Raw genomic sequence first — 18,944 nt, 5'->3', positions numbered from 1 at the left:
TTGCTTTGAGCATTCATAAGAGCCTTTAGTTCTGATTCACTCTCTTTAATGTGTAAGTCTATTTGTTTTGCCATAAGGCAATTTACAAATAATTGAGTAAATTAACAAGAGAAATGGTATAAAGACCAAAAAAATAGGTGCTGAAATTTTAGCTGAAAACTGTGGACAAACTGTAGAAAAAATATTAAAAGACTTTAATAGAGATTATTGGATGTCAGCCGATGAATCGGTTGAATATGGCATTGTTGATGGGCAGTTAGATAAGCTGGTTTAGCTATTTGCTCTTTACTAAAATCAATACCAACATAATACTTAAACCGAAATACAGTAAGGCTAAGTAGCTTCCGAAAAAGTAATTTATCACTAAACTTTGCAGTACATAAAAGAGAGGAAAAGCAGTAATACCCACTGCAAACTTTGTGGTACTTACAAATTCAATTTCCTGAATTTTAGGTTCTATGGCTTTGTAAATCAATAGTGGAATTATACTATTTAAAACCACTAATTTTTTTAAAATTATCCAGAAAAAAGAAGGACTCTTAAAAGTTGAGCTTTTCTCGATGCTTTGTTTCTGAAATTTGTCCCGAGACTTCGGGATTAAGATTTGTTTATTGATTTTTTCAGGCTCTAAAAAATCTACATTTCCCAACTTTTCAATGGTTTCATCATAGTGTTCGATAGCAACATGTGTTGTTAACTCCTTCATTTTTTCGCTAACTACAACTTTTAACCTTTGTGCCGAACCATTAAAATCGTTTTTATCATAAAAAGCATTGGCTAATACAGGCCTACCGTAATAAATGGAAACACTTTCTGCAAATTTATCAGCTTTTGAATAATTAAGGCCAACAGGAACGATGTGTAATTGTAGATTGGGATGTTTTTCAAAAACACCAAAAGCAATTCTTGTAAAACCTTTGCTCAAAGGTCTTACCCAGCGTCTAATGTCATGAGTGCCTTCTGGGAATATTAATAATGAACGTTGTTTGTTTAGAATGTTAAAACATTGATTAAAAATTTCTTCGTTTTTAGCTAAGGTTTCTTTTCCATCTCGTAACCTATAAATGGGTAACATATTAACAGTTGATAAAATCCATTTTACAAAACCAATTTTAAAGGCACTGGCTCTGGTTAAAAAGTGAATATCCCTTGGGTTAGTTGTGGCAATCAATAATGGGTCTATTAGGGCATTTTTATGATTTGATACTAATAATACCGCTCCTTTTTTAGGAATGTTTTTAACCCCCTTAATGATTATTTTTTTGTAGAAAAAGAAGAGGCCCGTCCTAATATAAATTTTAACTAATTGATACCAAATTCTTTTCAAAATTATGTTGTTATTTTAGCGGTCTTTAACGACCAATAGTAGGCTAAACCTAGACCCGAGGCAATATCCCAAATGCCCCAAAAAGCAATGCAAAGAGCCATTCCGCCCAGCCCTAAATCATTAAAGAAATTAAAGTACAATAACAATCCCAGACCAGAATTCTGAATGCCAGTTTCAATAGCTAACGTTTTCTGATCAAAATAATTGAGACGCATTGCTTTGGCAAAATAGAATCCGCCAAGATATCCCATTATATTGTGAAAAATTACAATTAAAAGTACAAAATGAATGTATTCTGTAAAGACATCAAGATTTTGTGAAAATGCGATAATGATGAATATCAGAAAGATAATAATGGATAGCGGTCTTAAAATTTTTGCCAATTTAAAAGCAATTTTCTTATAGTATTTTCGAGTTAACATTCCTAAAATCAGAGGTATTCCTAAAATTAGGGTAACCAATTTTGCCAACGTAAATGGGTCTAACTGAACCGTTCTTAATATTTCTGAAGTAGGCTCGTATAAATTGCCCCAAAAGGCCAAATTTATGGGGGTCATTAATACTGCAACCAAAGTGGCAAAAGCCGTTAAACTTATGGATAACGCTGCATTGCCCCCTGCCAATTGAGTCATAAAATTTGATATATTGCCACCGGGGCATGCGGCAACCATAATCATTCCCAACGCAATACTCGGTGTGGGATTTACTATCGAAACCAAAATAAATGTAATTAAAGGAAAAAGTATAAATTGGCTAAAAATACCAACTAATACAATTTTCGGATTTTTAAATAAGCGTTTAAAATCGTTGCTGGTTATACCCAACGCCACCCCATACATAATTATGGCCAAGGTTATGTTCAATACCCAAAGCCCTCCGCTATCAAAGTTAATTTGGACTTTGTCAACGAGTTCATTGGTACTAATTTTTAAAAGCATATTCAATAATATTTGCACCCATTTGTAGAGCTTTCTCTCTTATAGGTGCGGGGTTGTTGTGTACAGCTTCATCTTCCCAACCATCACTCAGATCACTTTCATAGTCATAAAAAACCACTAAACGCCCTTCTATAAACAAACCAAAACCTTGTGGTGCTTTTCCTTCATGTTCATGTATTTTCGGCAGGCTTTCAAATTTATAAGTTTGATTATAAATAGCATGGTTATAAGGTATTTCTTGCAGTTCAGAGTCAGGAAATAATTTTTCCAATTCGGTTCTAATGTATTTATCCAATCCATAATTATCTGAAATATGTAAAAACCCTCCAGAAGATAAATATTTTCTTAAATTTTCAACATCGCTATCATCGAAAAATACATTTCCATGGCCGGTCATAAAAAGTATAGGATAATTGAAAACATCTAAACTATTAGCATCTACCGTTTCGGGTTTTTCGGTTATGGTAGTATTTATATTAGAATTACAGAATTGAATTAAATTTGGTATGGCGGTAGGATTTGCATACCAATCTCCACCACCTTTATATTTTAAAATAGCGACATCTTGTGAATACACTGCGGTATATAAAAAAAGTAATAATAACAAGAATCTGTACATAAAAATGAAAAGTGTATTTACAAATCTATTAATTTTTTACTTAACAATATGTTAACAAGTCAATATTGTTCGTAACAGGATGTTTTGTATTTTTGCAATTCTAAATCTTGCCTGTCGGCAGACAGGTTTAAAACTAAAATAAAATGAAAAATCAAATTTTAAAGGGTGCAGCAATTCTTTTTTTAGGATTGGCAATGGTAGCATGTAAAGATGCAAAAAATAAGACTGAAGCTTCCGCTGCGGAAGAAGTAGCTGAAACTACAAGCGAAGCAGCAACTTACACTGCTGATGTTGAAGGATCAACAATAGCTTGGAAAGGTGCTAAGTTAACAGGTACGCATGACGGTACTATAAAAATCTCTGACGGTAGTTTCTCTGTAGAAGATGGAAAATTAGTTGGAGGAAATTTTATAATAGACATGAACTCCATTGCGGTTTTAGATCTAGAAGATCCTAAGAAAAATGCTGATTTAACAGGGCATTTAAAAAGCGATGACTTTTTTGATGTAGAAAACCACGCAAATGGTGTATTTACTATTACTGGCGTTGAAGAAAAAGATGGAAAAAATATTGTAAAAGGAAATTTAACCGTAAAAGATATTAAGAAAAATATCGAATTCCCAGCGGTAGTATCAATAAGCGACACTGGTGTTACTCTAAAAAGTGAGCCATTTACAATTGACAGAACAGAATGGGATGTTAAGTTCAAATCTGGAAAATTTACAGATTTGGCAAAAGATAAATTAATTGATGACAATATTGAACTTCAAGTCGAAGTAAAAGGAACAAAATAGTAGGGAAAAATAATCCAATATTATATTGTTAAGATTGCATTCAAAATTTTAAAAGCACCACAAATTTGTGGTGCTTTTTTATTGATTTATAAATGAAACTAATTGTGTAGCCATTATACCAGCAGTTTCGGTACGCAACCTACTTTCACCCAACGATATGGGTTTAAAGTTATTATTAATTGCATTTTTAATTTCGGCAGTTGAAAAATCACCTTCTGGGCCAATTAAAATTGTTGCGTTTTGTTGGGGTTTTAAATTTTCTTTTAATGTTTTTTTATCAGTATTTTCGCAATGAGCTATAAATAAGTTTTCGATTTTACTTTGCTCGATAAAATCAGAAAAAGATGTCAAATTATTCAATTTTGGCAATTGAAATTTAAGCGATTGTTTCATGGCCGATTCTAAAATTCTAGACAACCTATCCATTTTAATAACTTTTCTCTCGGAACGGTCGCAAAGTATAGGGGTTATTTCATCAATACCGATTTCAGTTGCTTTTTCTAAAAACCATTCAAATCTATTAATATTTTTTGTAGGTGCGATGGCAACATGCAGATAATAATTCCATGGTTTTTTTTTAGTTTTAACCTGGTTTATTTTAACCGTACAACTTTTCTCATTGCCAATAATAATCTCTGAAGTGAACAATTCCCCGTTCCCATTTGTTATAAAAAGCAAATCACCAGTATTTTTACGTAGCACTTTAATAATATGCTTACTTTCTGTTTTGTCAAAAGTAAAATTGGTTGTGGCTTGGGTTATATCGGGTGTATAAAAAAGTTGCATGGTCAAAATTAAAGGTTTGAAATTTATTTTGATCTAATGTCTTTCCTGTAAGTTCTTCTTCTTTTATTGATAATAGGATCAAAATTTTTCCATAATTGGTGTATGGCATGGTTTTCTTCCAATTCCGAAGATCTGATACAATTTTCAATGCCTTTTTCTTTAAAAACTTTATAATATTCGTCAAAAATAATTGCGGTAACCCCTTTATTTTGATAATCGGGCCGTATCCCGATGAGGTAAAACAAAACCTCTTTACTGTTTTTTCTGGCATTTAAAAGATGAAATAATCCAAATGGGAAAAGTTTGCCATTAGCTTTTTGTAGTGCCTTGGCAAAACTAGGCATTACAATTGAAAAGGCAATTATTTTGCCCTCTTTGTCCGCTACAAATTTGATGTACTCGGGATTTATAAAACTAATATATTTCTTTTTAAAATAAGCTTTCTGTTTTTCAGATATTGGTACAAAAGTCGGTAGTTTGGTATAGGTAACATTGAACAAATCAAACATCTCATCTACATAAGGCATAATTTCCTTGGTCTTGGTAAAATTGACGGATTTTAGACTGTACCTTCTTTTAATTAAAGCCTGTGCCTTTTGGAAAACTGCTGGATTTTTTACGTTATTAAAAGAAAATATACTTTCAATAAATTCCTTTTCTTTTACATAACCCAATTGTTCAAAATGTTCTTTGTAATAAGGGTGGCTGTACCAAGTAATCATATTTCCTAACTGGTCAAACCCTCCGCTTAAAACACCTACCTTGTCAAGGTTCGAAAAGCCAAGTGGGCCTTCTATATATTCTAAATTATGTTGTTTCCCTATTTCGTTAACCTTGTCTAGTAGAGCTTTGGTTACATCTATATTATCAATAACATCAAACCACCCAAATCTCATTTTTTTCAACCCTTGTTGGTTAATCTCAGTAAAATTTATAATAGCGGCAACTCTGCCAACAATGTGGTTATTTTCATAGGCTAAAAAAAAGTGAGCCTTGGCATTATCTAATGCAGGATTTTTAGTTTTGTCAAAACCTTCAAGTTCGTCTTTTATAATTGGGGGAATCCAATACGGATTGTCTTTAAAAATGGAAAAAGGAAACTTGACGAATTTTTTTAAATCACTCTTTGAAGTAATTTCTTTTATGGTTATCATCTATAAATAATTAAACTCTTTTTAATTATTTCAAATCTACAAAAAAGAAATAGATTTAATTCGCTTATCTAAGTTAGATTAGTTACTATCTGGATCATAGTTTTTGTCATAGTTCTTAGCGTCTTTTTTCTGTTGTTTTTTATCTTCTTTTGCTTTCTTTTTAGCTTCTTTTTCCAGTCGTTTTTGAGCCTTGGTTTTTTTAGGTTTTAATTTTTTAACCTTTTTCTTACCGGCCTTTACTTTTTTAACCTTACGTTGTTTTTTGTCTTTTTTAGAAAAGAGCCTTGAAAAGAAACCGCCTTGTCGCCCTTCTTTGGTTACTTTGCCTTCAGAATCCAGGGTGCTAAATTTATCTTTATGCCTATCCAATCGCCAAGCAACTCCTGCACCAAAGAAATAAGAATCGTCGCCACGTTCGTCTTTTATGTAACGAAAAGCAGCATCAACTTGCATATTTTTATTAAGTAAATAAGCACCTCCGATTCCATATTGAAAATCATTAGGAACATTTTTTCTAAAAAACCCTTGATTTTCAGCAAATATTGAAACCTGCTCTGTTAATGAATACGTTGCAGTAATGATGTAAGAATTCTCTGCCTCATCCGTAAAAGTTTTGTCCATTATAAAATTTGTTAACAGCACAAACTTATTGGACAGATCGTTTTGAGTAAACAAGGCAAATCTTGGACTTAAGCCTCCAGGATATTTATGCAATTTACTTAGCAGATTAGTGTTTAAACCTGCATAAACACCAACTGCGGGTATTAGCCTTTTCCAGTCGTAACTATGTCTTTTTTTCCAACTGCGTATTTCTTTTGATTTATCTGTGTAGGTGGGAGAATACACCAAATATTTTGCCCCAACGGTAAATTTGCTTAATCCTAAAGCAGATTCACTGAAAACATCGGGCCGAGTATAATTTCTATCTTCTTGGCCAAATGATAAATCCAGGTTAATTTCCAATCTTTCAAAAAATTGACTAGTCCTGAAAGTTAAATCTGTACCGTAAGATTTACTATTATAATTAATTGTTTCTTCCGTTGCTTGGTCGTAGTACAAATAGTTACCGATATTTTTATAGAAAAAACCCGCTTCAACTTGATAAACTCCTGTACCAACGCTATACGGGCTGTCAGAGAAACCTGGTCGCTTAGAATTTATTACTTCGGTATATTGTGCAGAACTTATTTGAAAGCAGAAACTTAAAAATAAAAGCAAGATGAATTTTCTCATACGGGAGTGTTAATACTAGAAATTATCAATTTATGTATTACTTAACGTATTTGTTGCGTTCAAATTGTTATTTTTGAGGACTAATTTTAAAAATCTTTTTTTAGGGTTTTATTTTAAGCAAGAAGCCGGTATTATGGGTATATTAAGAACAATACTAATTATTTTAGTTGTTTATTATGCATTAAAAATTATAGGACGTTTCGTTTTTCCAATTTTTATGAAGAAAATGATGAACAATGTTGAGAAAAAATTTAATGAGCAACAAGGTAGGACAACTACTAAAAATGAAAATGTAAAAGAAGGTGAAACAGTTGTGGATAAAGCTCCAAACACAAATATTAAAAGCAATAACGATGTTGGGGAATACGTTGATTATGAAGAGGTTGAGTAGAAAAAATTCTAGTTTACCATATAATGAATTGCCTACATCAGGAAAATATTCAATTTAGATTTATCGTTACAATAAAAATAAATAATGAAGAATAAATTCATCCCTTTTGTCATTGCCATTATAGTATTTATTATTGCATCTGTGGCTTACTTTTCACCAGTATTGGAGGGTAAAAAAATATTTCAGAGCGATATAGCTCAATTTAGAGGTATGTCTAAAGAAATAGTTGAATACAGAAAGGAAAATGGCGAAGAACCGTATTGGACAAACAGGGCTTTTGGTGGTATGCCAGCGTATAATGTAAGTGCTTACTATCCTCATAACTATATAAAAAAAGCAGACTTGGCCTTACGTTTTTTGCCAAGACCAGCTGATTATCTGTTCTTATACTTTTTAGGATTTTTTGTATTGCTATATGTATTGAAAGTGGAATGGAAACTTGCCATTTTAGGGGCGTTGGCTTTTGGGTTTTCAACCTATTTTATCAGTCTTTTTGGAGCGGGGCACAACGCTAAAGCCCATGCCATAGCTTATATGCCCATGGTACTAGCGGGTATTTTGTTGGTTTTTAAAAGAAAGTATTTAGCGGGTTTTGTACTAACAGCTTTGGCACTGGCATTTGAAGTAAATGCAAGTCACCCACAAATGACCTACTATCTACTGTTTATGATATTGATTTTAGGTATTGTTTATTTAATTGATGCAATTAAACAAAAAACCATTTCGCATTTTATAAAAAGCACCCTCATATTGGCTGGGGCTGCAATATTGGCAATAGGAGTCAATTCAACCAGTTTATTGGCTACAAAAGAATATGCGGCACACAGTACACGTAGTAAAAGCGAATTGACAATTACACCTGAAGGAAAGCCAAAAGAATATATTACTACTGGGCTTGATAGAGAATATATAACCCAGTATAGTTATGGTATAACGGAAAGCTTTAGTCTGTTAATCCCAAGGTTTTATGGTGGCGGAAGTGGTGAAAATTTGGGTAAGGATTCAAATACCTATCAGTTTTTAAAAGATAAAATTGGCAGACAACAAGCCAAACAATTTTCTGAAAATTTACCTACCTATTGGGGTGAACAAATTATAATAGAAGCCCCTTTTTATATTGGTGCGGTATTGATTTTTTTGTTTGTTTTAGGATTGTTTTTGGTGAAGGGGAATCTGAAAAAATGGCTGTTAGCGGCCACTATTTTTTCACTCTTATTGAGCTGGGGCAAACATTTTTCTGTGTTGACCAACTTTTTTATTGATTATGTGCCCATGTACAATAAGTTTAGGGCGGTTTCCTCAATACAAGTAATTGCTGAATTGGCAGTTCCGCTATTAGCCATAATTGCGTTGAATCAGTTTTTAAAAGATAAAAATAGCAATGCCAACAAATTAAAATACTTAAAATATGCATTGTATGGAGTAGGAGGTTTAACATTAATATTTACATTGTTTGGAACCAGTCTATTTAATTTTGAAAGTTTTAGGGATGCTAGTTTAGAACAACAGATTCCTGGTTTTTCGGACGCTATTATTGCCGACAGAAAATCTATTTTCTTTAAGGATAGTTTACGCTCACTGATTTTAGTGCTGTTGTCTGGCGGATTTTTATGGGCGTATTTGAAAGAAAAGATAAATAAGAACGCTGTAATAATTTCTTTTGCCGTTTTAATTTTGTTCGATTTGGTAGGGGTTGATAAACGCTATGTAAATGCAGATGATTTTGTATCAAAAAAACAGGAAGAAGTTCCTTTTATCGCTACTGATGTTGACAAAGAAATATTAAAGGACAAATCTTATTACAGGGTTGCCAATTATACCGTAAACCCAATAAACGATGGTAGTACGTCTTATTTTCATAATTCAATTGGAGGCTACCATGCCGCAAAACCAAGACAATATCAAGAATTATTTGAATATCAGATTGCAAAGAATAATGTAGAGGTTTTAAATATGTTAAATACCAAATACATTATTTTTCAAGACAGTAATGGCGTTACAAGATTACAATTAAACGAAGAGGCCAATGGAAATGCCTGGTTTGTAAGCGAAGTTGAATTCGTAAATTCTGCCGATGAAGAGATTATAGCGTTAGATAGTTTGAATACGAAGCAAAAAGTCATTGTTAATGCTGAATTTAGAAGTCAACTAAAAGAAGCTCCTTTTGCTAAAGATAGCTTAGCTTCCATAAAATTGACGGACTATCAGCCCAATGTATTAAAATATGAAAGTAATACGAATAGAATGCAAGTTGCTGTTTTTTCAGACATCTATTATAAAGATGGTTGGAATGCTTATGTCGATGGTGAATTAACACCGCATTTTAGAGCAAATTACGTGTTGAGGGCGATGGTAATTCCTGAAGGGAAACACGAAATTGTTTTTAAATTTGAACCAACCATTATAAAAAAGGGAAACACAATCACATTGATTTCTTATGCTTTATTACTGCTGATTCCCGCAGGATGGTTTTTTATGGAAAAAAAGAAAAAGAATAATGAGTCACCACAATAAAAGGTACGCACATACATTAGAATTTTTACAAAAAGTGGTTCCTGCACCAGCCACAATACTCGATTTAGGAACAAGAAATGTTTTTAGTGAAATTATGGAAAAGCATGGCTATACTGTAATTAATACTGAAGGTGAGGATTTAGATATATTTCCGGAAGTTGTAGAAAAACATAAAGTTGATGCTGTCACCGCTTTTGAAATTTTTGAGCATCTAATTGCTCCTTTTAACGTGTTAAGAGCGTTAAACTCGCCGAAAATTGTTGCCACAATTCCACTAAACTTATGGTTTGCAAAAGCTTACCGATCTAAAACGGAGGAATGGGATAGACATTATCATGAATTTGAAGATTGGCAATTTGATTGGTTACTTGAAAAAGCAGGATGGAATATAAAAGAAACTGAAAAATGGACCAGTCCTGTTAAAAAGATTGGTTTTAGACCGATTTTGAGAAAATTCACTCCACGTTATTATGCCGTTTACGCAGAAAAAGAAATTAAATAATGAAAATAGGGATGATACTCGACAAAACTTTTCCTCCCGATCCTCGGGTTGAAAACGAGGCAACTTCCTTGGCTGAAAATGGTTTTGAGGTTTTTTTGTATTGCTTAATGTATAGAAATCAAAATCAAGAATATGATGAAACCCTTAAAGGCTTTCATTTAAGAAGATACCTTAGTAATAAAATTACTTATAAATTATCTGCTCTAGCTTATACCTTTTCATTTTACAACAACATACAAGCTAAAAATATTTCTCATTTTTTACAGCATAATAATATTGATGTTATTCATGTCCACGATATGAGAATAGCTGGAGCGGTATTTAAGGCAAATAAAGATTTTAATCTGCCAATAGTTTTGGATTTGCATGATAATATGCCTGAGATAATGAAGTTTTATCCCCACACTCAAAAATTTCCAGGTAAATATTTAATATCTCCAAAAAAATGGAAAAAGAAAGAAGAAGAATTTATTCAACATGCGGATAAAATTATAACAGTATCTAACGAGTTTAAGCAGGAGATAATCAGTAGAACTAAAATTTCAGAAAACAAAATAAAAGTAGTTCCAAACACAGTCAATCAATCTTTCTATAAAGATTTTGTTGAGAACGAGAATTTAGTATCAAGATATAAAGATGATTTTGTTATTTTATATGTTGGCGATACTGGAATTAGAAGAGGGTTATTGACCGCAATTGAAGCTATCCCGAAGATAAAAGAAGCTATTTCTAATGTTAAATTGGTAATTGTTGGGTCAAGTTCAGCAGATGAAATATTAAAACAAAAAGTAAAAGATTTGGATGTTGACCAATATGTCGATTTTCAAGGATGGCAAGATGTGTCATTATTTCCATCGTATATTTTGGCCAGTTCAATCGGTATTTCACCGTTGTATAAAAATATTCAACACGACGTAGCCTATCCAAATAAGATTTTTCAATACATGAGTTTTGCCAAACCAGTTTTGGTTAGCAATGCAACTGCCCAAAAAAATATAGTAGAAAAAACAAAGAGTGGTTTGGTACACATTGAAAAAGATGTTAATGACTTTACTTCAAAGGTTTTATCATTATATAATGATAAAACTTTACGTAATACCTTTGGTGAAAATGGAAAAAAATTTATTGAAAATGAATTTTGTTGGGAAAAAGCATCAAAAAGTTTGATTGAACTTTATGAAAATTTAAAAAATTGAAAGTCCTAATCATTACATATTATTGGCCTCCTGCAGGTGGTTCGGGCGTACAACGTTGGTTAAAATTTGTTAAATATTTAACGCAATTTGGTGTTGAACCTATTGTTTATACTGTTGATAATCCAAACTATGCCATTGAGGATGAATCGTTATTAGATGAGGTGCCAAATTCAATTAAAATATTAAAACAGCCCATTAAAGAGCCAAATAATATTTTAAAATTTTTTGGCAATAAAAATAAGAAAACAAGTGCAGGATTTTTAAATGCTAATCCCACTTTTTTTGGTCACATAATGCAATACATCAGAGCTAATTATTTTATACCCGATGCAAGAAAATATTGGATTAAACCTTCGGTTAGCTATTTGTCAGATTATCTTAAAAGTAACCCAGTTGATGCTGTAATAACTACTGGCCCACCACATAGTTTGCATGTAGTTGGGTTGCAATTAAAAAAGAAATTAGATATAAAATGGATAGCGGATTTTAGAGATCCATGGACGGATATTGATTATTTTCATCAATTGCCTTTAACACAAAAGAGTATACAAAAACACCATCAATTAGAAGAGGAAGTTGTAAGTAAGGCAGATTATACTTTGGTGGTGGGCAAAACAATGAAAGAAAGTTTTGTTAAATTTAATAGTAACATTCAGGTCATTACAAACGGTTATGATGGTAAATTGGATACTTCTAAAATTGAACTCGATAAAAAATTTACATTGGTTCATGTTGGACTCGTTAACATTGACAGAAACCCGAAAATGCTATTTAAAGTGCTTTCAGAGTTGATAACTGAAAATGAAGACTTTGCTGAAGATTTTCAAATGGTATTTGTAGGTAAATTAGCAAATGAAGTAGTACAAAGTTTAGAAATGGAAAATCTAAGATCAAACACAAAAATCATAGATTATGTTCCGCATAATAAAGTTGTAGAATTTCAAAAAAGTGCTCAAGTGCTTTTGTTGTTAGTAAATAATGTGCCGAGTGCTAAAGGAATTATTACGGGTAAAATATTTGAATATTTACAAGCACAACGCCCCATCTTGGCCATTGCACCGACTGATGGTGATTTAGCAGAAATTATTTCCAGTACAAATTCTGGTTCGGTTATCGATTTCAATGATGGAGACAAACTAAAAAAGAAAATATTAGAAATGTATAATATGTACAAAACCAATACTTTAAATTGCAACTCTAACAATATTGAGCACTATCATCGTAAAGCTTTGACTAAGCAATTAGTAAATGTGTTAAATGAAATAGTTAAATGAAACGAACATAAATTTTTTTAATTAAAAGCTACCCGCAGCGGTATGATTAAAATAAATTTATGAGAGAACGAGTGTAACGAGTGGTTGCATGGGTTCTTAAATTTTTAAATAGCTTATTTGCTGGTAGTTAAAAATTTTAAACACATGAAAAAAATAATAACCATATTAGGAGCAAGACCCCAGTTTGTGAAAGCAGCGGTACTAAGCAGGGTAATAACATCGCATCAAGAAATAGAAGAAATAATTGTACATACAGGTCAACACTTTGATACTAATATGAGTGCGGTGTTCTTTGAAGAAATGGACATTCCGATGCCTAAATATAACCTAGACATAAATGGCTTGGGACATGGAGCCATGACGGGTCAAATGTTAGAGAAGATAGAAAAAGTTTTATTAGATGAAAAACCCTCTTTAATTGTGGTTTATGGAGATACTAATTCTACTATTGCTGGAGCATTAGCAGCAAAAAAATTAGGTATTAAAGTGGTGCACATTGAAGCAGGTTTGCGTTCTTTTAATATGAATATGCCCGAAGAGATTAACCGGATTTTGACCGATAGAATATCCGATCTGCTATTATGCCCAACTCAAACCGCTGTTGACAATTTGAATAAAGAAGGTTTTTCAAATTTAAATATTCGGATCGTGAATTCAGGAGATATAATGAAAGATGCAGTTGAATTTTACGGTAAAAAATTAGAAGAAACATCAAATATAATTAACAGGTTATCCTTGCAAGAGGATGATTTTGTATTGGCAACAATTCATCGTCAAGAAAACACGGATAATATTGAAAAACTAAAATCTATTTTTGAGGGACTGGAAAAAATAAATAAGCATAAAAAGGTAGTTTTGCCATTACACCCTAGAACAAAAAATATTTTAAAAAAGTATAATTTATCTTATAATATCACTACCATAGATCCTGTTGGCTATTTTGATATGCTAGCTTTACTAAAAAATTGTCAAATGGTAATAACCGATAGCGGAGGTTTGCAAAAAGAGGCCTATTTTAACAAAAAACATTGTATTATTGCCAGAGAAGAAACTGAATGGACCGAGTTGGTTGAAAATGGATTTGCTCAAATTGTTGGGAGCAATACCCAAAAAATTATAGCAGTTTATGAGGAGTTTTCATCCAAAAAATCTGATTTTTCTAAAAATTTATATGGAGAAAATGTTGGAGAAACTATGTATATCGAGATTTTGAAAATAGTTCAGAGTTAGCTGTTAAAAAAAATATTAAAATGAGTTCCGATATTTTCCCCCTGAGGGGAAATGTCCGCAGGACAATGGGGCTGAACTTATAAACGCTTAAACTTACGCTCATGCAATTACCTAAATTTTTACTTGGAGATAACACAGATTTTCCCGATGATATTTTTATTGTGCATACCGATTACCCTCAATTTATTATCAATTTAGTAAATGATGAAATTGAATGGTTAGAAGATGTTACTGGAGAAAACCAGGAAGAACTTACTAACGAAATAAATGATTTAATTGAGCAGGCTTCTGTTTTTTATGATAGAGAAATGGAGCGATATCAAGACTAAAAAAAAGGCTGTCTAAAAAGTTTTTAGGTACGTCATTCTGAATTTATTTCAGAATCTCAACTTCCTATTATAAATTTTTGTTAGAATCTGAAACAAGCCTGCCTGTCGGCAGACAGGTTCAGATTGACGAAAATTTTACTTTTTAGATAGCCTTTTTATAATTTTTAAAAGTTAGACTTTATAACCCTCCTTTCAATTCATCTTGCCACTTAGCAAGTTCTTTCCATTTACCTTCAGCGGCCATTTTAGCTTGAGCAGGCCAAGTTTTAGGATTGTGAACTCTATAGCGAGGGCCGGCGTTGTCTAAAATCTTTTGTAATCTACTAACTTCCGCTTTTGATAATTGAACGAAGCTCCATATACCATCGTCATTTAACAAACCTTTTATTTTTGGACCAATACCTTCTACTTTCGTTAAATCATCTTTAATCGAATCATCGGCTTTGCTAGGAACTACAGTAGCTGCCAAAGAAGCAGTTGTAGCTGCTGCACTAGCCGCTAAAACACTTTTTTCTTTGCGACATGCGGCCAATTCAGCCTCTAGACCTTTAATTTTAGAGGAATAATCGGTTGTGTCATTATCACCTCCAAAAAGTTGTTTTAATAACCATCCTAATAGCAAACCAAGTATAAAGGCTCCTAATAACCATAAAAACCATGGCCAAAACATATCTGAACCATCGCAAGCTGTTGTATTTATTTGTAATGCTAACATAATTTTATTTTTTAGTTGTTGATTTATTTTATTTCTAATTCTACCCTACGGTTTTTCTGCATACCCTCTTCCGTATCGTTTGAGGCTATTGGATTGTTTTCGCCTTCTGTTCCAACTGAAATCCGGTTGCCCTCCACTCCTAACTCTACCAAAATTTTCTTAATTTCCTTAGCTCTTATTAAACCTAACCTCATGTTATAGCCGGGTCTACCTTTATTATCGGTATGACCTGTTAAAGTTATGGTTTTTTCATTCCCCTTAAGATTTTCTGCCACTTCTTTCAGATAAGTGTTAATGTTGTCGTTCTCCAATTTTTTTGCAGAGTTGTAAGGAAAATAAATCAAGGTTTTGTTGTCTATTTCTTGAATGTTTTCATTTCTGACTTTCCATTCTAAAATAGTACCGCCAAAAGGTGCAGTTTTAGCCGCTTCTGAATCACCTATCAATTTACTGTCAATTTCCATTCTGTCCATGGCAATTGAATCGGATAAAATTTGCCTTACCGCATCGGCCCTGGCCAATCCAATATTTTCAAAGGAAGTGTTGTTAACTTCGTCTTTGTAATAAGGGCCAACAATCCTTAATAATTTACCTTCGGCATCCGCTGATTGGATTTCGTTCTTTTTATCTGGCCAAAGGTCGTTGGTAATTGGTTTGGCAGAATTCCAATCATACACTAATGGGCCATACTTGACCTCAGCGGCTGCTGGTGCTATATCTTCTTTTGTTTCAACTTGCACGGCGTTGTCGCAACAGAGTATGGTGTCTTTATACCATTTCCAGCTAAACCATGCTAAAATAATGAACAAAAGAAATAGCATTAATGCTAAAAATTTCTTCATGTTTTGTAGTTTTAGTTAATATTTAGTTTTGTTAAAAGTAAGCAAAAATTCTATAAAAGTATAATTTTGAACACTATAGCATTATTTTTTTGCTGCTTCAACCAATTCTAATTGATTGGTGTTGACTTTTGTGGTAAATAATCCATAATTAATGGTCGCTATATTTTTTTCAATTTTATCAATAGTGCCAACCGATTTTCCATCTGGTAACCGTACCCTGTCGTTTACTTTGAAAGTGTAGTCGGCTTTTGTCTTTTCAACTTGTTTTTTAAGTGTATTTTTTTTCTCCCTAATTTTTTTTACTTCAATTAAAACCTCTTTATTTACTTCTTTCAACTTTCTTTCGGTCGTTTTTTTTACTTCAATTTCTTTTTTCTTTTGAACTTTGGTTTTTTTCTGAGGTTCATGTAATGTAGCATATTTATTTTTTTCGATTAATATCCATTTCATAAAATCGGATAACAGTTTCTTTTTGTTATTGGATTGAAAATAGGTATTGGACATTTCATTTATCTTTCTGCCAATTGATAACATTTTTTGGTTGTTATCATATAACTCTTGAAAACTTTCCAATTTTTCTTGAATTTTTAATTCCTTTTCAGAAAGATTATCGGTATGTGCTTTTGCTTTGTCTTGTTCTTTTTCTAAATTATCAGAGGTTCTCTGCAATTTATTTCGCTCTTTTTGAAGTTTAGAAATTGTTTTGTCTAATCGGATTTTACCACGTTCTACTTTCTTTTTTGCTCTGTTTATCAAACTGAACGGAATGCCATTTTTTTGTGCAACTTCAAATGTAAATGAACTTCCGGCCTGACCGATAAATAATTTAAATAGAGGCTCTAAGGTTCTCTCATCAAATTGCATATTGGCATTGGTTACATTCTCCAATTCGTTTGCCAACACCTTTAAATTTGAGTAATGCGTGGTTATTACGCCATAGGCATTTTTATTGTAAAATTCTTCTAAAAAAATTTCGGCTAATGCTCCACCTAATTCGGGGTCACTGCCAGTACCAAACTCGTCAATTAAAAATAAGGTGTTCTCATCACATTTTCGTAAAAAGTTACGCATATTTTTTAAACGATAGCTGTAAGTGCTTAATTGGTTTTCAATGGATTGGTTGTCGCCTATATCAGTTAAAATAGTGTCAAAAAAATATACCTCACTGCGTTCATGGACGGGAATCAATATTGCAGATTGTATCATAACCTGTAGTAACCCAATGGTTTTTAAAGTAATACTTTTTCCACCGGCATTTGGACCAGAGATAACTATAATTTGCTGATTTTGATTAAGTTCTAAGGTTTGAGGAACAGTATCAATCTTCTTCTTAGTATTGGATTCCAATAATATGGGATGATAAGCATCACGCAACAACACTTTTTTCTCATTAGATATTTTAGGAAGCAATCCGTTAATTTTTTGAGCATATTTAGTTTTGGCCAACACCAAATCTAGATGCGTAAGATAAAGTTGAAACTGTTCTAGAAGATTTTTGTAAGGACTAATCTGATCAGTTAACATTTTTAAAATCCGAACCACTTCTTGTTGCTCTTCATAAATTAAATCTTGCAATTTTCTACTTAATTTTAAAGTAGCTTCCGGTGCAATATAAACTATGCTTCCGGTTTTTGAATTTCCTAATAAAGAGCCCTTTACCTTTTTTCTGTGCATAGAAAGTACCGCCAAAACCCGCTGATTGTCAATAACAGATTCTTTGATGTCGTCTAAATAATCATTGGCAGCATAGTGGTTAAGGGCTTTGGTAAAACTATTGCCAATTTCGCCCCTAACAGAATTCATTTCTTTACGGATTGCTTTTAACTCAGTACTAGCATTATCTGAAACCTCTCCAAAGCGATTGATAATTTTATGGATACTTTCGTGAATGACTTTTGTGTGTTCAATATTTTGAGAGGCTTTAAAAAGAGCAGGAAAATACTCGGCAAATTTTTTAAAATATATTAGCAATTCAATTGTAGTTTCAGAAACCGCTGCCACTTTTTGAAAAGCTTGGGCCTCTAAAAAACTATTTTCGATACCTAACAAATGAATTTCTTTTGTAATTTCATCAAATTGATGATTGGGTATGCGATTATCGCTAATAAATGAGGCTAAATATTCATTTGTTTGATGTAATTGGTCAACTAAATTTTGTTTGTTCCGAATAGGTTCAATCTCTAAAACGGCTTTTTTGCCCAAACTAGAATGGCAGTAGTTGGCAATGCGGTTCAACACGATGTCAAACTCTAAATCTTTCAATGTTTTATTTGTGATTTTACTACTCAAAATTGTATTTTTGGTCAAACAAAAGTAACTAAAAAATAGTTTCTCCTATTACAGGGAATTAATCGAAAACTAGACTCATGAACGTTAAAATTGCTGAAAGCTGGAAACCTATTTTAGAAAAGGAGTTTAACGCAGATTATTTTAAGGATTTAGCTGCTTTCGTAAAAAATGAATATAAAAAATATACTTGCTACCCTAAGGGTGCTGATATTTTTGCAGCTTTTGAATACTGTTCCTTTGAAGATTTAAAAGTTGTAATTATAGGACAAGACCCTTATCATGGAGTAGGGCAGGCCAATGGTCTGTGCTTTTCGGTTAAAGAAAATATTGCCCTTCCACCTTCTTTGATTAATATTTTTAAAGAAATTGAAACTGATCTGAGCAAGCCAATTCCGTTGCATGGAAATTTAGAACGCTGGGCAAAACAAGGTGTTTTATTATTAAATGCTACGTTAACGGTTAGAGCTCATCAAGCAGCATCACACCAAAATAAAGGTTGGGAAAACTTTACGGATGCCGTTATCTCACAAATCTCAAAGCATAAAAATAATGTGGTTTTTTTGTTGTGGGGCGGTTATGCCAAGAAAAAGGTAAAGTTAATAGATAACAAAAAACATTTGATTTTAACCAGTGGGCACCCTTCTCCGTTAAGTGCTAATCGTGGGTACTGGTTTGGTAACAAGCACTTTAGTAAGACCAATACTTTTTTACAGGGTAAAGGATTGCAACCTATTAACTGGTAGCTTAATTTTTTTCTCTGAAAATCAATCATTTAAAAATATTATTTAAAATAATTCTAAATAAGGTTTTT

18 protein-coding genes and 1 pseudogene are annotated in these 18,944 nt (G+C 32.5%); 10 read left to right on the top strand and 9 right to left on the bottom strand.

What is annotated here, in order from left to right:
• Positions 1-118 precede the first annotated feature (118 nt).
• Positions 119-274, top strand: a pseudogene (locus UMM65_RS15255) (ClpP family protease); the annotation flags it as partial.
• Here UMM65_RS15255 and UMM65_RS15250 read toward each other — a convergent pair.
• Genes UMM65_RS15250 through UMM65_RS15240 form a run of 3 tightly spaced genes read right to left on the bottom strand, consistent with a single transcriptional unit; the run spans position 275 to position 2,884 of the window.
• The gene (locus UMM65_RS15250; protein WP_321977782.1) at positions 275-1,327 is read right to left on the bottom strand and encodes a lysophospholipid acyltransferase family protein; all 1,053 of its coding nucleotides are present in this window, start codon (positions 1,325-1,327) and stop codon (positions 275-277) included.
• 2 nt (positions 1,328-1,329) lie between these two features.
• The gene (locus tag UMM65_RS15245) at positions 1,330-2,265 is read right to left on the bottom strand and encodes a bile acid:sodium symporter family protein (RefSeq protein ID WP_321977781.1); all 936 of its coding nucleotides are present in this window, start codon (positions 2,263-2,265) and stop codon (positions 1,330-1,332) included.
• On the bottom strand, positions 2,249-2,884 hold the full coding sequence (locus UMM65_RS15240) for a DUF4159 domain-containing protein (protein WP_321977780.1): 636 nt from the start codon (positions 2,882-2,884) through the stop codon (positions 2,249-2,251). The genes UMM65_RS15245 and UMM65_RS15240 overlap by 17 nt, the downstream gene beginning before the upstream one ends.
• A 143-nt stretch (positions 2,885-3,027) precedes the next feature.
• Here UMM65_RS15240 and UMM65_RS15235 point away from each other — a divergent pair, with 143 nt between their 5' ends.
• Positions 3,028-3,678: a YceI family protein gene (locus UMM65_RS15235; protein ID WP_321977779.1), complete on the top strand. Its 651-nt coding sequence runs from the start codon at positions 3,028-3,030 to the stop codon at positions 3,676-3,678.
• Positions 3,679-3,756: 78 nt separating this feature from the next.
• Here the strand turns inward: UMM65_RS15235 and UMM65_RS15230 are convergent, their stop codons facing one another.
• The 3 genes from UMM65_RS15230 to UMM65_RS15220 form a co-directional block, all read right to left on the bottom strand.
• Positions 3,757-4,464, bottom strand: a complete 708-nt coding sequence (locus UMM65_RS15230; RefSeq protein WP_321977778.1) for a 16S rRNA (uracil(1498)-N(3))-methyltransferase — start codon at positions 4,462-4,464, stop codon at positions 3,757-3,759.
• Positions 4,465-4,487: 23 nt separating this feature from the next.
• Complete coding sequence (locus tag UMM65_RS15225) at positions 4,488-5,618, bottom strand: GNAT family N-acetyltransferase (protein ID WP_321977776.1); 1,131 nt, start codon at positions 5,616-5,618, stop codon at positions 4,488-4,490.
• 78 nt (positions 5,619-5,696) lie between these two features.
• Positions 5,697-6,851, bottom strand: a complete 1,155-nt coding sequence (locus tag UMM65_RS15220) for a transporter (protein ID WP_321977775.1) — start codon at positions 6,849-6,851, stop codon at positions 5,697-5,699.
• Between the two features lie 133 nt (positions 6,852-6,984).
• On the opposite strand from UMM65_RS15220, the gene UMM65_RS15215 reads away from it, so the two are divergent.
• The 7 genes from UMM65_RS15215 (at position 6,985) to UMM65_RS15185 (ending at position 14,287) form a co-directional block, all read left to right on the top strand.
• The gene (locus UMM65_RS15215; RefSeq protein ID WP_321977773.1) at positions 6,985-7,242 is read left to right on the top strand and encodes a DUF4834 family protein; all 258 of its coding nucleotides are present in this window, start codon (positions 6,985-6,987) and stop codon (positions 7,240-7,242) included.
• 84 nt (positions 7,243-7,326) lie between these two features.
• On the top strand, positions 7,327-9,756 hold the full coding sequence (locus UMM65_RS15210) for a YfhO family protein (protein WP_321977772.1): 2,430 nt from the start codon (positions 7,327-7,329) through the stop codon (positions 9,754-9,756).
• Positions 9,740-10,258, top strand: a complete 519-nt coding sequence (locus UMM65_RS15205) for a methyltransferase domain-containing protein (RefSeq protein ID WP_321977771.1) — start codon at positions 9,740-9,742, stop codon at positions 10,256-10,258. Before UMM65_RS15210 ends, UMM65_RS15205 begins: the two co-directional genes overlap by 17 nt.
• A gap of 11 nt (positions 10,259-10,269) precedes the next feature.
• A complete protein-coding gene (locus UMM65_RS15200) occupies positions 10,270-11,454 on the top strand; it encodes a glycosyltransferase family 4 protein (RefSeq protein ID WP_321977770.1) in 1,185 nt (394 codons plus the stop codon).
• Positions 11,451-12,728, top strand: coding sequence for a glycosyltransferase family 4 protein (locus UMM65_RS15195; RefSeq protein ID WP_321977768.1), 1,278 nt, complete (start codon positions 11,451-11,453; stop codon positions 12,726-12,728). Before UMM65_RS15200 ends, UMM65_RS15195 begins: the two co-directional genes overlap by 4 nt.
• Positions 12,729-12,872: 144 nt before the next feature.
• Positions 12,873-13,958 (top strand): non-hydrolyzing UDP-N-acetylglucosamine 2-epimerase, encoded by a 1,086-nt coding sequence (wecB, locus tag UMM65_RS15190; protein WP_321977766.1) that lies wholly within the window; start codon positions 12,873-12,875, stop codon positions 13,956-13,958.
• 101 nt (positions 13,959-14,059) lie between these two features.
• Positions 14,060-14,287: a hypothetical protein gene (locus UMM65_RS15185; protein WP_321977764.1), complete on the top strand. Its 228-nt coding sequence runs from the start codon at positions 14,060-14,062 to the stop codon at positions 14,285-14,287.
• A gap of 178 nt (positions 14,288-14,465) precedes the next feature.
• On the opposite strand, the gene UMM65_RS15180 is transcribed toward UMM65_RS15185, so the two are convergent.
• From UMM65_RS15180 to UMM65_RS15170, 3 genes are all read right to left on the bottom strand, one after another.
• Positions 14,466-15,002 carry a hypothetical protein gene (locus UMM65_RS15180; protein ID WP_321977762.1) on the bottom strand — a complete coding sequence of 179 codons (537 nt, stop codon included), beginning with the start codon at positions 15,000-15,002 and terminating at the stop codon, positions 14,466-14,468.
• Positions 15,003-15,025: 23 nt separating this feature from the next.
• Complete coding sequence (locus tag UMM65_RS15175) at positions 15,026-15,844, bottom strand: OmpA family protein (RefSeq protein ID WP_321977760.1); 819 nt, start codon at positions 15,842-15,844, stop codon at positions 15,026-15,028.
• A gap of 81 nt (positions 15,845-15,925) precedes the next feature.
• Positions 15,926-18,133 carry an endonuclease MutS2 gene (locus UMM65_RS15170; protein WP_321977759.1) on the bottom strand — a complete coding sequence of 736 codons (2,208 nt, stop codon included), beginning with the start codon at positions 18,131-18,133 and terminating at the stop codon, positions 15,926-15,928.
• Between the two features lie 77 nt (positions 18,134-18,210).
• On the opposite strand from UMM65_RS15170, the gene UMM65_RS15165 reads away from it, so the two are divergent.
• Positions 18,211-18,876, top strand: a complete 666-nt coding sequence (locus UMM65_RS15165) for a uracil-DNA glycosylase (RefSeq protein WP_321977758.1) — start codon at positions 18,211-18,213, stop codon at positions 18,874-18,876.
• Positions 18,877-18,944: the final 68 nt, after the last annotated feature.

It is taken from the genome of Aureibaculum koreense, from assembly GCF_034296135.1.
GTDB lineage: Bacteria > Bacteroidota > Bacteroidia > Flavobacteriales > Flavobacteriaceae > Aureibaculum.
Note: the sequence above shows the minus strand (reverse complement) of the source record. Positions and strands in the feature narration are given on the sequence as shown.

Excerpts from the sequence above, each read along its gene's own strand:
- UMM65_RS15245 (WP_321977781.1), bottom strand. The coding sequence starts at position 2,265 with ATGCTTTTAAAAATTAGTACCAATGAACTCGTTGACAAAGTCCAAATT.
- UMM65_RS15240 (WP_321977780.1), bottom strand. The coding sequence starts at position 2,884 with ATGTACAGATTCTTGTTATTATTACTTTTTTTATATACCGCAGTGTAT.
- UMM65_RS15235 (WP_321977779.1), top strand. The coding sequence starts at position 3,028 with ATGAAAAATCAAATTTTAAAGGGTGCAGCAATTCTTTTTTTAGGATTG.
- UMM65_RS15230 (WP_321977778.1), bottom strand. The coding sequence starts at position 4,464 with ATGCAACTTTTTTATACACCCGATATAACCCAAGCCACAACCAATTTT.
- UMM65_RS15225 (WP_321977776.1), bottom strand. The coding sequence starts at position 5,618 with ATGATAACCATAAAAGAAATTACTTCAAAGAGTGATTTAAAAAAATTC.
- UMM65_RS15220 (WP_321977775.1), bottom strand. The coding sequence starts at position 6,851 with ATGAGAAAATTCATCTTGCTTTTATTTTTAAGTTTCTGCTTTCAAATA.
- UMM65_RS15215 (WP_321977773.1), top strand. The coding sequence starts at position 6,985 with ATGGGTATATTAAGAACAATACTAATTATTTTAGTTGTTTATTATGCA.
- UMM65_RS15210 (WP_321977772.1), top strand. The coding sequence starts at position 7,327 with ATGAAGAATAAATTCATCCCTTTTGTCATTGCCATTATAGTATTTATT.
- UMM65_RS15205 (WP_321977771.1), top strand. The coding sequence starts at position 9,740 with ATGAGTCACCACAATAAAAGGTACGCACATACATTAGAATTTTTACAA.
- UMM65_RS15200 (WP_321977770.1), top strand. The coding sequence starts at position 10,270 with ATGATACTCGACAAAACTTTTCCTCCCGATCCTCGGGTTGAAAACGAG.
- wecB (WP_321977766.1), top strand. The coding sequence starts at position 12,873 with ATGAAAAAAATAATAACCATATTAGGAGCAAGACCCCAGTTTGTGAAA.
- UMM65_RS15185 (WP_321977764.1), top strand. The coding sequence starts at position 14,060 with ATGCAATTACCTAAATTTTTACTTGGAGATAACACAGATTTTCCCGAT.
- UMM65_RS15180 (WP_321977762.1), bottom strand. The coding sequence starts at position 15,002 with ATGTTAGCATTACAAATAAATACAACAGCTTGCGATGGTTCAGATATG.
- UMM65_RS15175 (WP_321977760.1), bottom strand. The coding sequence starts at position 15,844 with ATGAAGAAATTTTTAGCATTAATGCTATTTCTTTTGTTCATTATTTTA.
- UMM65_RS15165 (WP_321977758.1), top strand. The coding sequence starts at position 18,211 with ATGAACGTTAAAATTGCTGAAAGCTGGAAACCTATTTTAGAAAAGGAG.